Consider the following 13864-nt stretch of genomic DNA (forward strand, 5'->3'; position numbering starts at 1 on the left):
CGACCCGCGCCCGGGGGCATCCGGGCGACACCCGGTTTTGCCCCGCGCCGTCCCGGGCAGCCGAGGCCCATGGACCGACGATCTTGCCCCGGGGCCGACAACACCCTGCCGCTGCTGCTGAACGGCTACGCCTGGCTGCCGAACCGGAGGCGCCGCCGTCCCGGACCGGTGCTGCGCACCCGGCTGCTCGGCCGTCCGGCCGTGGCCCTGCACGGCCCGGAAGCGGTGCGCTTCTTCTACGACGAGCGCCACATCCGCCGCGCCGGCGCGCTGCCGGAACCGGTGCGCTCCACCCTGTTCGGCCACGGCGCCGTCCACGGCCTCGACGGGGCCGCGCACCAGCTGCGCAAGGCGATGTTCCTCGGCCTGCTCGCCGACCCGGACCGGCTGGAAGGGCTGGTCGCAAGTGTGGGCGCGGCCTGGGACGCGGCGGTGCCGGTCTGGCGCGAACGCGGACGGGTCGTTCTGCTCGACGCGGTGGCCGAGGTGCTCACCGCGGGTGTCGCCCGCTGGGCCGGCCTCACCCTCCACGACGACGAGGTGACGCCCCTGGCCCGCGACCTGGTGGCCATGGTCGACGGCTTCGCCACCGTGGGCCCGCGCCACTGGCGGGCCCGGCTGGCCCGGCGCCGCCGCGAGCGCTCACTCGCCGCCCTGGTCGAGGCCGTCCGTGACGGTTCCGCGTCCGTACCGGCGGACTGCGCCGTCCAGGTCGTGGCCCGGCACCGCGACGCGGACGGCGAGCTGCTGACGCCGAGGGTCGCGGCGGTGGAGTTGCTGAACGTCCTGCGCCCGACCGTCGCGGTCTGCTGGTTCGCGGCGTTCGCGGCCCACGCCATGCACCGCTGGCCCGACAACCGCCGCCGGCTCGCCGAGGGCGACGCCGCCTTCGCCACGGCCTTCACCCAGGAGGTGCGCCGCTTCTACCCGTTCGCCCCCTTCGTGGGCGGCAAGGCGGCCGCGGACCTGACCTTCGCCGGCGAGCCCCTCCCGGCCGGCACCCTCGTTCTGCTCGATCTCTACGGGCACCTCCACGACCCGGCACTGTGGGAGGACCCCTACCGCTTCCGCCCCCAGCGCTTCCTCGACGCGCCCGCCGACCCGCAGAAGCTGATCCCGCAGGGCGGCGGCGACGCGGCCACCGGCCACCGCTGCCCGGGTGAGGGCGTCGTGGTGGGGCTGCTGGAATCCCTCGCCCCACGGCTGGCACGGCTCGACCACACGGTCCCCGACCAGGACCTCACCATCGCGCTCGACCGGGTGATCGCCCGCCCCCGCAGCGGCTTCGCCATCGACCTGGCCTGACACGAACGACCCCCGGCCTGACGCGAACGCATCCGGGCCTGACGCGAACGCACCCGGGCCTGACGCGAACGCACCTCGGCCCGCGCGATCCGCGATCCGTCGCGGGCGGTCCCGGAGGCCCTCGGCGTCCGGATTGCCCCGGAGTGCGCGAGGTCCTCGGCGGGGAGCAGCTCCTCGCCCTGGAGGGAATGTGCGGTGTGACAGTCATGACGGGGAGCGCGGTGCGGAGTTCCGACGGGGCCGCCGGGCGGGGGACGCGAGGCGAATGTAGTCGTAGCCGGTACCGGCCGCGATCAGCCAGAGCGCGACGCCGATGGCCAGGGTGACGTTCGGCGGCCACAGGATGAGGATCAGGAAGAAGGTGGCGCAGGTGGTCATGACCGCGGCCCCCAGTCCGCCGGACAGGAAGTCACCCCTCATGGCCGCGGCGTCGTTCGGGAACAGGGCGGTGAACAGCAGCACCAAACCGGCGCCGATCAGCACTCCCTGCGCGATGAGCGGCGGCCAGACCCCGTCGTGGAGCTGCTGGCTGCGGCCCTGGTAGCCGAGCTCGAACACCTTTCCCCGCAGGACCTTCAGGTCCAGCACGGTACCCGGCCGGACTTCGCGGTAGAACGCGGCGTCCACCGTGTAGCTGCCGGCCGGCGCCTTCTCGCGGGCGACGGTCAGCTTGAACACGGTCGAGGTGTCGTCCGGTTCGGTCCACTGCTTCGTCACCCTGCCGCTCTCCCTGGCCGTGCAGAGCGCACCGGGCTTCGCCTCCGCGGTGCCGCAGAGCGGAGCGGTGCGCTGCCCGTGCTGCTCCTCGAAGACCTCGGCGAAGATGACGAACCCGCGAACGGTGAGGGCGAGGGCCAGCAGCCCGAGCAGGATCCGGGCGACGCCTCTGAGCCGTCTCCTGAGGGCGTGGGCCGCTTCCTCCGACCGTTCCTTCGGTGGCGCGTCCCGGATCGGCACCGAGTCCTCAGGCATCGTCATCGTCACCACTCCGCGTCCGTACCGTCCGTGCGTCCATCGGCGCCCCCCACCGGCAGATGGCTTCCCGTGGCGCTTTACCCCGCCTCACCCGCCTACCTGCCTTACCCGCCCTTCCCCGTTCGTACCCGGTACGAGTCCGGGCGCCCACCTGATCATGCCAGGCCCGGCGGGAGCCTGCGACGAATTCGGGCCTCTCCCAGTGGACTTGACCGGCGGCACCCCTCGGCGTGTTCCGGGCCTGGCGGCGCCGGTACCGGTCGTCCTGGTCCGGCTCGCCGCGGTGCTGTGACGGGGAGCCGTCGGGTTGTCAGTGCCGGATGGGATCGTACGGGTACGTCGGGCCGCCGGGCCCGGCACTGAGGAGGGGACAACCATGCGGCGTGCGAGCTTCGCCTGGGCGGCGGCGGCAGCGGCGGTGGCGACGATCGCGGGAGCTGCCGCTCCCGCGGCTGCCGGGCAGGTCGGGACACCCGGGACGGGAGAGGTCCTGCCGTACCCAGGGCAGGAGGGGCTGCTCTGGATCCCCGACTGGACAGGCGACGGCGGGGCCGTCACCGGTGGCGCCTTCCCGGCCGGACCGCCCGTCACGGTCACCCTCGGCTGCCGGGCGGGCGGCGGCGCGGGTGAGGTGCGGGTCGCCTTCACCGCGGTGTACGGCGACACCACACCGGTGGAGTTCACCGTGGCCTGCCCGGCCGAGGCCGTCGGCACGGGCTCGGCCGTGGTGACGGCCGAACAGGGCCGGTCCTTCCACGTCGCGGTGGCCACGTCGGCGCCGGACGTCCACTGGGGGCTCACGGTCACCCAGCCGGACGCCTGACCGCCCGGGACATGGTCTCGCTGGGCGAGATCATGGACGACCTTCGGTGCCCTCGTGGGCCCGAGGCGGAGGATCACCCTGCGACGTGGAACTCGTTCCCGCCGGGGTCGAGGAACTCGCCGGGCTCCCGGCCGGGTTGGGTGACCTCCAGCCGCAGTCTGTTCCGCGACTCCTTCGGCGCCGCGGGTGGGCCCATCACCAGCGAGACCGTACTGGTGGGCGTCCGGCGCAGCCGCATGCCCCAGTCGTGGTCCTCGGCCGCGTGCCAGTCGGCCAGGGACTGCCAGAAGGCCTTCTGTGCGTCGCGGTGCTCCTGCGCGACGTCGAGGCAGATCGCCACGAGGCCGGAGTCGCCGAGGACGCCGGGGTGGCCGGGACGCAGCACACAGAACTCGTTGCCCTCCGGATCGGCCAGCACGTCCCACGGGACGTCGCCCTGGCCGATGTCGACCCGCGTGGCACCGAGCGTGAGCAGGCGCGCCACTTCGGCCTCCCAGTCGGGCCCGCCGGCCAGATCGAGGTGGAGCCGGTTCTTGTGGGCCGTCTTCGGTTTCGCGGCCGGGGCGAACCGCAGCCGGAGGCCGCCCGTCCGGCCCCGCGTCGCGTCCGCCCAGAAGCGGTCCATACGCGCGGTGTCCAGCGCGTCGATCACGATCCCGGTCAGCATCCCGTTCCCCCTCCCCAAGCCCTGGAACCCGCCGCATGCTCGTACCGGCCGCCGCTGTCGGTGTCAGTGTCGGTCCCGGATCGGGAGCAGGCATCCCGGACACCCTGCCGCCGAAGATCGCCGAGCGCAAGACCTGCGCCGCCGCCGCTCCGGAGGCGCGGGTCGGGGGTCAGCGTGGGCGGTGCCTCCCGGGGTCCGTGACCTGCGGCGGTGGGGTACCGGTACGGCGGTTCACACCGTGCCACCGGTCTCCGGCCGGCTCAGCGGAAGTCGTCGACGTGGTCGACGGCCCACTGGGCGTAGGTGTGCGCCGGCGTGCCGGTGATCTTTTCGGTGATGACGGAGGTCGGGGCCGGGACGCCGTCGGCGGCGGCCCACTGACGCACGATCGCCTCGGCCACGACCGGATGCATGGTCCTGCCCACGTCCGTACGAGCCTGTTCGTCGGAGACGTGGTCGACCCGGATGCGGCGGCCGAGGGCCTCGCCGATGTACTCGACCTGCCGCTGCAGGGTCAGGGACTCGGCGCCGTAGACGGTGTAGGCCTGGTGCGAGTGCCCCGGTTCGGTCAGGGCGGTCACCGCGAGTGCCGCGATGTCCTTCTCGTGCACCGGTGCCGAGTGTGCGAGCGGATGGGGGAGACGGACGACGTTGTCCGTGCGGATCGATTCGGCCCACCAGGTACGGGTGTTGATCGCGAACGTCCCTGGCCTGACGAACGTCCAGTCCATGCCGGACCGTTGGATGGCCTGCTCGATCGTGCGGTTGAGGCGGGGGACAGGGTGGTCGGCGCCGTGGTTCACGACCGACACCGACGAGAGCAGGACCACCTGCCGGATCCCCGCGGCTGTGGCCGCCGCGGCGACCTTCTCGATGTCGTAGGGCTTCTGGGGGTCGAGCATTCCGTACAGGAACATCTTGTCGGCGCCGTCGAGCGCCGCGGGCAGCGTCTCGGGACGGTCCAGGTCGGCGGCGACGGCTTGCCGGCCGGGCGTCGAGCCCGGGGCCGGGGTCCTGCTGACCGCTCTTACCTGCTCGCCGGCGGCCAGCAGGCCATCGGCCACGTGACGAGCGACGTTCCCGCGAGCGCCGAAGACGACTGCCACCATGGTGGGGGCCTCCTCCTGGGTGTGGACCTGCTGGTTGTGGACGTGAACGGCCGCGCGGCGGCGATGCCGGGTGGGGGAGGGCGTGCCGTCGTCGGCGCGGCCGCCGTGAGCCGGCTTTCCGGTCGCCGCTCAGGGCTGGATGTTCTCCAGGTCCTCCAGGAGGCTCAGGTGCTTCGGCTCCCAGCCGAGGGTCTGCCGGGTGTGGGCGCTGGACGAGGGCTGGTCGTTCGCGAAGATCGGGCCGAGAGGGCCGTACGTCAGCGGCGGCACCGACTCGACCGGCAGGGCCAGTCGTCGGCCGATGACCGCGGCGATGTCCCGCACCTGGTCCCCCTCGTCGCCGACGGCGTGCCAGGAGGTGCCGGCTTCCGCCCGCTCCAGCGCGAGCCGGAAGAGGACTGCCGCGTCGAGCGCGTGCACGGCCGGCCAGCGCTGGGTGCCGTCGCCCGGGTAGCCGGACACTCCGGTCCGGCGTGCGATGTCGGTCAGCAGGCCGGCGAAGCCGCCCGTGCCCCGGTTGTGGACCGTGCGCGGCAGGCGCACGGCCGTGCTCCTGACCCCGCGCGAGGCCAGGCCCAGCACCGCCGTGACGGCGCGGCCACGACCACCGACCGGCCCGTCGGTCGGCAGCGGGTCGGCCTCGGTGGAGGCCCGGCCCGGCACGTGGGGCGTACCCGCGCAGGTGACCAAGGGCCGGTCGCTGCCGACGAGTTCCTCGCCGAGCGTCGCGAGGGCGGCACTCTCCTCGGCGACCGCTTCGGCGACGGCGTCGGGGCTGCTGAAGTCGTTGGCGAAGGCCAGGTGGATCACCCCGTCGGCCCGGGCGGCGCCGGAGCGGAGGACGTCCAGATCGGCGAGAGCTCCCCGGAGGGGTTCGGCGCCGGCCGCCTCGGCGGCCCGCGCGGAGGCGTCGGAACGGGCGAGCGCGAGGACGGTGTGGCCGTTGCCGAGCAGTTCGGCGACGACCGCGGAACCGATCAGACCGGTGCCACCCGTGACAAAGACGTGCATGCGGCTCTCCCTCAAGTGATGGGACTCTTGTCCCATTACTCTAACAGGATGATGGGACAAGAGTCCCATCACGTATGATGAGGCCATGGCTCGATGGGAACCAGGCGCACGCGAACGCCTCGTGGTGGCCGCAGTGGACCTGTTCACCGAGCAGGGGTACGACGCCACGACGGTCGCGCAGATCGCCGAGCGCGCCGGGGTCACCAAAAGCACCTTCTTCCGGTACTTCCCCGACAAGCGGGAGCTGCTGGTGGCCGGACAGGAGACGCTGAGCCGGCTGCTGACCGAGGGGATCGCCGAGGCGCCCGATGACGCCAGCCCCCTCAAGGCGGTCGCCGCCGGTCTTGAGCGCGCGTCGAGCGCGATGGGTCCCATGAATCGCGAGCTCGCCCCGCGACTGAAGGCTGCCGTCGCCGCCAGCGTCGAGCTCCAGGAGCGTGACGCCCTCAAGACCGTCAGCCTCGCGGCCGCGATGGCGACCGCCCTGGTCGCCCGCGGTCTGTCCGAACCGGCCGCGGCTCTCGCCGGCGAGCTGGGTGTCCTCGCCTTCAAGCGCGGGTTCGCCGAATGGTCCGAGGGCGACCGTGACGGCAAGGACGAACTCGCCGGGTATGTCCTGGCGGCGCTGGACGAGTTGCGTACGGTGAGCGCATCACTGGGCTGAGCGTCCCGCTCGTCCGTCTTCGGTAGCTTCTCGCCGGGCTCGATGCGGAGTTCCGCCCGCAGGACGCCTCCCGCGGGCGGGATGATCCGACGGCGTGACGATCAGGGCGAACCGTGACCTCGGTGCGGCCTGCGCGTCGTGTCGCCCCGTTGTGAAGTACGCCCGCCGGGAGCGCATTCGGCGCGCACAGTCCTCTGCACGCTTGGGGCGCAACCCTTTTGATCGTATGAGTATTTGCCTTCCGTTTTTCAATCCGGCCAAATCCTGGAATACCAAGGGGAGTAGCGGAAATCACGAGGAGGTGGGGCGCGATGTTGGACGTCGAACGATTGCTGACGGACTGCCTCCAGGACATTCGCGACGTTCCGCGGGGCACGGTACCGGTCGATTCCGCGAGCCCCGAATACGAAGCCGCGCGCCGCACCTTCCTGAGTGCCGGCCTGTCCGCGCTGCGCGACGACAGGCCGGAGGACGGCTGGGTTCAGATCAACCTCGCGCCGGACCCGGCCACTTGGTGCCGGACGTACCGCGCCGTCGCGGACACGGCCCGCGATCTGATCGCCGCCGGCTCGGCCCGCTCCTTCTTCTTCATGCACAAACCGCCGGGACTGCGGGTCCGGTTCGAGGCGGCCCGTTCGGATTCCGAGGCACTGCGCGAGGAACTCGCGCGGCGATTCCGCGGCGTGGACGGACGGTCCGGTCCGCCGTTGTGCGGAAGGTACGAACCGGAGACCTATCTCTTCGGCGGTCCGCGATCGATGCGACACGTCCACGAGCTGTTCACGGTGGATTCCCTGGCCTGGCTCGATCACCACGACACCGTCGCCGGGAGCCGGCCGGAGGCGATCGCGGACTGGCGGTTCTCCCTGTACCTGCTCGGTGAACTCCTCGACGGCCTCGGCATCGTCGGCTGGGAGCACCGCGGGGTCTGGCAGGTGCTGCGGGACGACATCGGGCGCAGGCTGGGCGCCGACCCGGACGAGGACGCCCGGCGAGCCGCCGCGGGCATCCTGGCGGTCTGGCGCAGCCGGGGCCCGGACATGCTCGCCCCGCTTCCGCCGCGGCGGCGGGCGGCGGTCGAGGCGCACGGGAACGCCCTGCGCCGGGCCGCCGAGGCCTGGCGCACCGGCTACTTCGAATCCGGTGAGGCGGTGCTCGGCCCACGTCGCGCCGCCGCCCACTACGTGGTCTTCCACTGGAACCGGGGGCGGCTCTCCCTGGCCCGGCAAAGCCTGCTGACCCACGCTCTCGCCGGTGACGGGGGGTTCTGACGTGAACGGGAACGTGAACACGGACGTGGCCGAGGCCGCGGGACCGGCCGGCACGGCGCTGCTCCGCGTGGCCGGCATGCCCCTGGAGGCGTGGACGGCGGCGGGCAACCCGGAGCTGTTCGCGCAGTTCGCCGACCACGCCCGGCGGGACGAGCGGCGGGCGGAGCACGCCCGGGAGCTGGCCGAGCGGTTGGGCGCCGTGGTCGTGCCGCACCCCGGTCTCACGCCCGCCGACCGCCGCGCCGTGCTGGCCCTGCGCCGCCGGCTGCACTCCGGCGCCGCGCCGGGCCCGGCCGACCGCCGACTGCTGGAGCGGCTGCCCGCCGCCCGCGGCCTCGTCACCGACGCCGCCCGGCTGGCCGCCGACGCCGAGTCCTCCTCCGCCGCCCTGCGGCGGCTGGAGGACGCGGTGGCGGACGAGCGCGAGCGCGTGGGCGCGCTCGGCTGGTCCCTGCTGTGCGCGTCCCCGGTCATGCGGGCCTTCCTGGACGAGACGGATCCGGGAGCCGCCGCGGACGTGGACGGGCGGCTGGCCGCGGGGGAGTCCTGGGGCGGGAAGCGGCTGCGCAAGCGTGCGGCGTACGCGTGGCGGGCCCTCGGCCGGGCCGCGGCCAAGACCACCCCGCGCGGCTGGGTCGGCCAGGTCACCCTGGTGCCGGTCGCCCCGGCGGGCGAGGACGGTGGCGGGGCCGACGGCGCCCCGCCGCGGCTCATCCCTCCGGGCGCGGTCCTCGGCGAGGTGGCGGCCGAGGCCGTGGAGAACGTCCATGCGGTGCGGGCCCGGCTCGGCGGCCTGGACCTGCGGACCGCCGACCCGGCCACGCTACTGGCCCTGACTCCGCTGCACTTCCCTCAGCCCGGGAGCGGCGCACCGGGCACCGGGGTGCTGCGCTGCTGGACGGTCGACCCGAACGAACGCAGCCGGATGCGCCAGGTCGTTCTGCGGCGCGTCCTCCCGCTGGAGGACGTCCTCGCCCACCTGGGCGGCGGCCCCAGGACGCTGTGCGACCTCGAAGCCGCTCTGCTGGGCACGGCGGCGACCGGGACGGGGGTTCGCGGACCCGAGGTGCTGCGCGGCTTCCTCGCGCACCTGCTCGGGCTCGGCGTGCTCCAGGCCTGTCAGGCCCCGCGCCGCCGTGCCACGGGCTGGTTCCCCGCCGAGGACGTCCGCGAACGCGGCACCCTTCCGCAGCCGGTGCCGGTGCCGGTGCCGGTGCCGATACCGGGCGCCGGTTGCGTCATATCCGCCCCGGCGCCGGCGCACCGCACCACCGGCTCCCCCTCCGTCCCCGCCGGGAGCGGGACCTCCCCCGCCGGGACCGGGACCTCCACCGCCGGGACCTCCCGGGCGTGGTTCACCGATTCCTACCGCACCACCGCCTCGGCCGTGTCCGGAGCGGCCGTCCGCCGGGTGGAGCGGGGCCTCGGCACCGCCGCCCGCGTGGCGTGGCTGCGGGAGACCGACCGGTTCGCCGGGCCCGACCCGCACCGGCTTCCGCCAGAGCCGGCCGAGCTGGCGGAGCTCACCGAACGTCCGTGCCCGCTCGGCGACATCCTCGCGCGCTGCCTGCCCGACGGCGACTCCCCGCCACCGCAGCCCCTGCGCCGGTACACGGGCTGGCACCCCGCCGAGACCTCCGGCTCCGGCTACGCCGCACTGCTGGCCCACCTGTCCGCCCGGGCCGACACCGGGACGGTGGACCTGGACGACGACCTGCTGGACACGCTCGGGGCTCCCCCGGCCGCCACGGTCCTGCCGCCCTGGCCCCTGGACTGCCTGCTGCGTCCGCTGCCGGGGCCCGGTCCGGCCGCGGTCCTGGAGACCGCCTCGCCGGCCGGCGTGCTGGACGCCCGGTTCGCCGACGCACTGGACACCCTGCACGGCGGCTACGACAACCTCCGGAACTACCGGGCCTTCCTCACCTCCGTGGAGCGGCTGTCCGGGGCGCGCTTCGTCGAACTGCTGGTACCGCCGCTCGCCGAACGCGCCGCCAACGCCGTGCGACGGCCGGTCATGACCGGATGGTGGACGGGGGATCCCGACCCGCTGCCCTACCAGGGCGCGGACGGCCTGACGGCCCGCTACCTGCCGCTGAACCGCATCACCCTCCGACGGGCCGGGCCGCGGATCATCGCCGAGGCCGACGGGTACCGACTGCTGCCCGTCCACCACGCCACCCGCACACCACTGCCCCCGTACGACGTCCTGCTCCGGCTGTTGCTGGCCGCGGGCCACCCGGCGGGCGCGCGCCTGATCCGCCTGGACGGCCTGGCCCAGGCGTTCCCCGGCACGAGCCGACTGCCCCGGGTGACCGTCGGCGGCGGCGCCCTGGTCATCAGCCCCGCGGTCTGGCGCGTCCCGGCGGCCCTGCCGTGGCGGCCCGGCGACGGTGAGCTGGTCAAGGCACGCGCCCTCGCCGACCTCCAACGCCGCGCCGGGCTGCCGCGGTTCGCGTTCGTACGGGCCGTGCCCCAGCCCAAGCCGGTGCCCGTGGACTTCGCGGCGCTGACCGCGATCCCCCTGCTGGAGCGGATCAGCGCGCGCCACCCCGACGCGGACCTGCTGGTCGAGGAGATGCTCCCTGCCCCGGGCGACCTGCCGCTGCGCGATCCCCTGCACGGAGGCGCCGCCGTCGCCGCCCAACTGCTGCTTCGACTTCCGTTCGACCGGGGCGCCGAGGAACTCGCGGAGCCCGCCGCCGCCGCACTGCGCGGCGAACCCGACGTCCCTGGTGCGCCCGCCCCCCGTGGGCGGGCCACCGGGGCGGTCCACACCCCTCACCGCTCCTGAAGGAGGCAACCATGTCCGACACCACCGCGCTCACCGACCTCGACGCCCTGATCGGCGACCTGGACGCGCGCATCACCGAGACCACCCTGCCGACGCCGGAGGCCAGCAGCATGGGCTGCAGCGGGCTCTGCACCATCGTGGTCTGCGCGACGGTGGTGATCTGCAGCGCCGGCTGCTGATCATCCACCTCAGGCCGTCCGAGGGGTGACCGACCTCGGACGGCCGCCCGGGCGGCGGCCCTGACGGCCGCCGTCACCGGCGCTCCGCCCGGCCCGCACCGGCCGCGAGGGCGGAGCGCCGACCCGTCGTCCCCGAGGAGTCACCGTGCCGCAGCACACCGCCAACGCCGAGAGCACCGGCACCGCCGTCACCCGACTCGCCGTCACCCGACTCGCCGTCCGGCTCCTGGACGCCTGGTCGTCCCGGCCCCGCGAGGGTCTGGCGGGCGCCGAACTCCCCTCCGATCCGGGCGTCCCCGTCCTGGCGTCCCTGCTGCACGCCACCGGAGGGCCGGAGGCCGAACGGTCCGCGGCCCGGGCCGTGACGGTGTGGACCCGCAGCGCCGGCCGGGGCCCGGCCCACTGCGGGCTGTACGACGGCGGACTCGCCGGAACACTGGCGGGCCTGCGCCTGGGAGCCGGGGTCCACCCGGAACTGCACCCGGTCGCCGACCGGCTCCGCGACCGCCTGGTCCACACCGCTGCCTCCCTCGGCCGGCGCTGCGAGCGGGTCGCCTTCCCGGACTACGACCTCATCGTCGGTCCCTCCGGCGTCCTGCTCGCCCTGAGCACGGGGACCCGCCCCACAACGGCCGAACTCGGCCCTTTCACCGACCACCTGATCCGGCTGTGCGACGACGACGAGCTGCCCCGGCTGCGAACGGGGCAGTACGCCGGCCATCCGAACCTGGGCTGGCTCGACGGGCGGATCAACACCGGCATGGGCCACGGCGTCGCGGGAGTCGTCGCCGCCCTCACCGCGGTAGTGCGCCACCTGGGACCGCGGCCCGGGCTGACGCCCGCCCTGCGCCGCGCGACCCGGTGGCTGGTGCGACAGTCCTTCGATGACGCCCGCTCCATCCGCACCTGGGACGGCGCCGGGCTCGACGACGGCCCGCCGCCCGCCGGACCGCGCGCCCGCCAGGCCTGGTGCTACGGCACGCCCGGAGTGTCCTGGGCGCTGTGGGACGCCGCCGACGCGGTGGGCGACCCCGAAACGGCCGCCTGGGCCTCAGCGGCGTTCAGCACGCTCGCCGAGCGGTACGACGAGCGGTTCCACCTCTTCGGCGACCGCCCGAGCGACCTGCTGGCCCTGTGCCACGGGGCCTCCGGCGTCCTGGCGGTGGCCGACGCCTTCGCCCACCACGCCGGCCTGCCCGCCGCGGCCGCGCTGAGGACCCGCCTGCTCGCCCACCTGCGGGCGCGCCTGCCCGAGGTGGAGACCCTCGGCGCGGAGGGGATGGGACTGCTCGGCGGAGCGGCCGGCCCGCTGTGTGCCCTGCTCACCGCGGGCCACGGCGCCTCACGGGCCTGGCTGTCCTGCCTCGGACTGCGCTGAGCCGTCCGGCGCCCGGCCCGCACCGGCGGAGCTCCGCTGCCGGAAGTCGCCGCTGCCGGGAGTCGTCGCTGCCGGAAGTCGCCGCTGCCGGACGCCGGTTCGAAACCGGCGACCGCCGACCACCCCGTTCCGGCGGGGGCGGGCAAGCGCCCCGGCCCTCACGCCGGAGCCGCAACCGCCTGAAGGCGCAGCCGCGTCCACCCGGATACGAACGGTCGCCCGACCGCCGTACAACCGGGGGGATTTCCGGACATGCCGATCAACGATGCCCTGCCCGAACCGCCACGCGGCTCGATGCCGCCCTGCCCGGGCTGCGCCCTGACCGACCAGGTCCGCGCCGTGCCGGCCGTCCACATGGCCGAACGGCGCAACGTCACCGTGCGCTCCACCGACCGTGACGGGCACACCCAGACCCGAACCCAGGAAGAGGTGTCCGCCCTCGGCCGGGCCCTGGCGCCCGCACCGCCCGCCACCAGCACGGCGTTCAAGGCCCTGGTGATCCTGAGCTTCCCGGCGCTCGCCGGGGCGGTCGGCACCTTCACCGCGGGGATGCAGGAGCGCAACAGGGCCGCCGACTCCGGCCCCGACCTCTCACCGCCGGCCTGGGCGACCAAGCAGCCGGGGTTCCCCGACGACCTCCCCGGCTTCCCGAAAGCCCCGTCGCCCTCCCCCCTCGCGCACACGGCCGACGTGAGCGGCACTCCGACCGTCCTCCTGGTGTCCTACCTGCTCATCGGCGCCGTGATCGCGCTGCTGGCAGGAGCGACCGCGCTGTTCCTCGCCAGACGGCGCCGTCTCGCCGGGCGTCCGCGGGCCGAGCGGCTCTGGAACCAGGCCTGGTACTGCGCCCGCTGCGCCACCGCGCACTTCCCGCCCTCCGCAGGACAGGGCACCGCGGCGCTCACACTCACGGACTTCCGCAGAACGGTCTGGACAGCAGGCGGCTACGGCGACCTCGCCGACCGATACCGGCCCTAGCCACATCACCTGCCCCGGGTGTCCCATTGCCGCCCGCCTGCGCGGTGCCGCTCTCCTCCTTCGGAGGGCGCGGCGGCGGCCCGGGGGGTGCCGCCGCCGCGCAGCGGGAGACTACCTCACTCGCGGGCGCCGCAAAATCTATGCGCGCCGGAGTAGACATTGCTCGCGGGCGGGTCTAACGTTTTTCTCGAAGACAGCAGTCGGCGATACCGGCCAGACACGAACTGGCCGGGGTTGTTGGACAGAAGTTCGCAGTTCGGTCCGGCAGTGGAGTTCCGAAGCCAAGCAGGTGCAGGACGGCGACGGGACTGGCTGCCGGACCGGGCGGCCCGCAGGTATCAGGGGCTGCCATCAGCGGTGCCAGTAGTACGCAGTTCAGTAAGTGCGGTACCAGCGGTACGAAAAGTGACAGTTCAGTAACAGAGAATGAACGGAGGGCGCAAGCGCCATCAGGATCGCCCGGCCCGTGAACACTCGCCCGGGCGGACACCGCAGACCCCAACGCAAGGACGGTGGTTTCCGGTCACGCATACGCGATCCCCGTACACCCCTCCCCTGGGGCCGTGCGGAAGTTGAAAGGACCGGCCCAGGCCGGTAGATGGTGTTGTTCCCCTTCGGGGCCCCGGAGCCGACACGGCGCCGGGGCCCCTCGACGCGTTCTCCCCGAGAACCAGAGAGGTGCAGTGACTACAACGGCCAGCCCCGGCACACCC

The 13864-nt window shown here is 74.2% G+C and carries 12 protein-coding genes; 8 read left to right on the top strand and 4 right to left on the bottom strand.

The window, feature by feature from the left end:
- Nucleotides 1-69 precede the first annotated feature (69 nt).
- Nucleotides 70-1305 carry a cytochrome P450 gene (locus ACZ6Z8_RS11415; RefSeq protein WP_465608504.1) on the top strand — a complete coding sequence of 412 codons (1236 nt, stop codon included), beginning with the start codon at nt 70-72 and terminating at the stop codon, nt 1303-1305.
- A 204-nt stretch (nt 1306-1509) separates the two neighbouring features.
- Here the strand turns inward: ACZ6Z8_RS11415 and ACZ6Z8_RS11420 are convergent, their stop codons facing one another.
- A complete protein-coding gene (locus tag ACZ6Z8_RS11420) occupies nt 1510-2283 on the bottom strand; it encodes a hypothetical protein (RefSeq protein ID WP_465608505.1) in 774 nt (257 codons plus the stop codon).
- Nucleotides 2284-2656: 373 nt separating this feature from the next.
- Between ACZ6Z8_RS11420 and ACZ6Z8_RS11425 the strand changes: the two genes are divergently transcribed.
- Nucleotides 2657-3103: a hypothetical protein gene (locus ACZ6Z8_RS11425; protein ID WP_465608507.1), complete on the top strand. Its 447-nt coding sequence runs from the start codon at nt 2657-2659 to the stop codon at nt 3101-3103.
- 73 nt (nt 3104-3176) lie between these two features.
- Here the strand turns inward: ACZ6Z8_RS11425 and ACZ6Z8_RS11430 are convergent, their stop codons facing one another.
- The 3 genes from ACZ6Z8_RS11430 to ACZ6Z8_RS11440 all read right to left on the bottom strand — a co-directional run bounded on the left by ACZ6Z8_RS11430 (nt 3177) and on the right by ACZ6Z8_RS11440 (nt 5890).
- A complete protein-coding gene (locus ACZ6Z8_RS11430) occupies nt 3177-3770 on the bottom strand; it encodes a VOC family protein (protein ID WP_465608509.1) in 594 nt (197 codons plus the stop codon).
- 260 nt (nt 3771-4030) lie between these two features.
- The gene (locus tag ACZ6Z8_RS11435; protein ID WP_465608510.1) at nt 4031-4879 is read right to left on the bottom strand and encodes an SDR family oxidoreductase; all 849 of its coding nucleotides are present in this window, start codon (nt 4877-4879) and stop codon (nt 4031-4033) included.
- Between the two features lie 129 nt (nt 4880-5008).
- Nucleotides 5009-5890 carry an SDR family oxidoreductase gene (locus ACZ6Z8_RS11440; protein WP_465608512.1) on the bottom strand — a complete coding sequence of 294 codons (882 nt, stop codon included), beginning with the start codon at nt 5888-5890 and terminating at the stop codon, nt 5009-5011.
- Nucleotides 5891-5975: 85 nt separating this feature from the next.
- On the opposite strand from ACZ6Z8_RS11440, the gene ACZ6Z8_RS11445 reads away from it, so the two are divergent.
- From ACZ6Z8_RS11445 to ACZ6Z8_RS11470, 6 genes are all read left to right on the top strand, one after another.
- On the top strand, nt 5976-6554 hold the full coding sequence (locus ACZ6Z8_RS11445; RefSeq protein WP_465608513.1) for a TetR/AcrR family transcriptional regulator: 579 nt from the start codon (nt 5976-5978) through the stop codon (nt 6552-6554).
- A gap of 311 nt (nt 6555-6865) precedes the next feature.
- A complete protein-coding gene (locus tag ACZ6Z8_RS11450) occupies nt 6866-7825 on the top strand; it encodes a thiopeptide-type bacteriocin biosynthesis protein (protein ID WP_465608515.1) in 960 nt (319 codons plus the stop codon).
- A gap of 1 nt (nt 7826) precedes the next feature.
- Nucleotides 7827-10616, top strand: a complete 2790-nt coding sequence (locus tag ACZ6Z8_RS11455; protein WP_465608517.1) for a lantibiotic dehydratase — start codon at nt 7827-7829, stop codon at nt 10614-10616.
- Nucleotides 10617-10627: 11 nt separating this feature from the next.
- A complete protein-coding gene (locus ACZ6Z8_RS11460; protein WP_465608519.1) occupies nt 10628-10795 on the top strand; it encodes a hypothetical protein in 168 nt (55 codons plus the stop codon).
- Nucleotides 10796-10940: 145 nt separating this feature from the next.
- Entirely contained in the window at nt 10941-12173 is a 1233-nt protein-coding gene (locus tag ACZ6Z8_RS11465) for a lanthionine synthetase LanC family protein (protein ID WP_465608520.1), read from the top strand.
- A 252-nt stretch (nt 12174-12425) separates the two neighbouring features.
- On the top strand, nt 12426-13151 hold the full coding sequence (locus ACZ6Z8_RS11470; protein ID WP_465608522.1) for a hypothetical protein: 726 nt from the start codon (nt 12426-12428) through the stop codon (nt 13149-13151).
- Nucleotides 13152-13864 lie beyond the last annotated feature (713 nt).

The sequence above is a fragment of the Kitasatospora sp. NPDC101108 genome, from assembly GCF_055584725.1.

Coding starts and splice junctions, on each gene's coding strand:
- ACZ6Z8_RS11420 (WP_465608505.1), bottom strand. CDS start 2,283: ATGACGATGCCTGAGGACTCGGTGCCGATCCGGGACGCGCCACCGAAG.
- ACZ6Z8_RS11435 (WP_465608510.1), bottom strand. CDS start 4,879: ATGGTGGCAGTCGTCTTCGGCGCTCGCGGGAACGTCGCTCGTCACGTG.
- ACZ6Z8_RS11445 (WP_465608513.1), top strand. CDS start 5,976: ATGGCTCGATGGGAACCAGGCGCACGCGAACGCCTCGTGGTGGCCGCA.
- ACZ6Z8_RS11460 (WP_465608519.1), top strand. CDS start 10,628: ATGTCCGACACCACCGCGCTCACCGACCTCGACGCCCTGATCGGCGAC.
- ACZ6Z8_RS11430 (WP_465608509.1), bottom strand. CDS start 3,770: ATGCTGACCGGGATCGTGATCGACGCGCTGGACACCGCGCGTATGGAC.
- ACZ6Z8_RS11440 (WP_465608512.1), bottom strand. CDS start 5,890: ATGCACGTCTTTGTCACGGGTGGCACCGGTCTGATCGGTTCCGCGGTC.
- ACZ6Z8_RS11450 (WP_465608515.1), top strand. CDS start 6,866: ATGTTGGACGTCGAACGATTGCTGACGGACTGCCTCCAGGACATTCGC.
- ACZ6Z8_RS11415 (WP_465608504.1), top strand. CDS start 70: ATGGACCGACGATCTTGCCCCGGGGCCGACAACACCCTGCCGCTGCTG.
- ACZ6Z8_RS11470 (WP_465608522.1), top strand. CDS start 12,426: ATGCCGATCAACGATGCCCTGCCCGAACCGCCACGCGGCTCGATGCCG.
- ACZ6Z8_RS11425 (WP_465608507.1), top strand. CDS start 2,657: ATGCGGCGTGCGAGCTTCGCCTGGGCGGCGGCGGCAGCGGCGGTGGCG.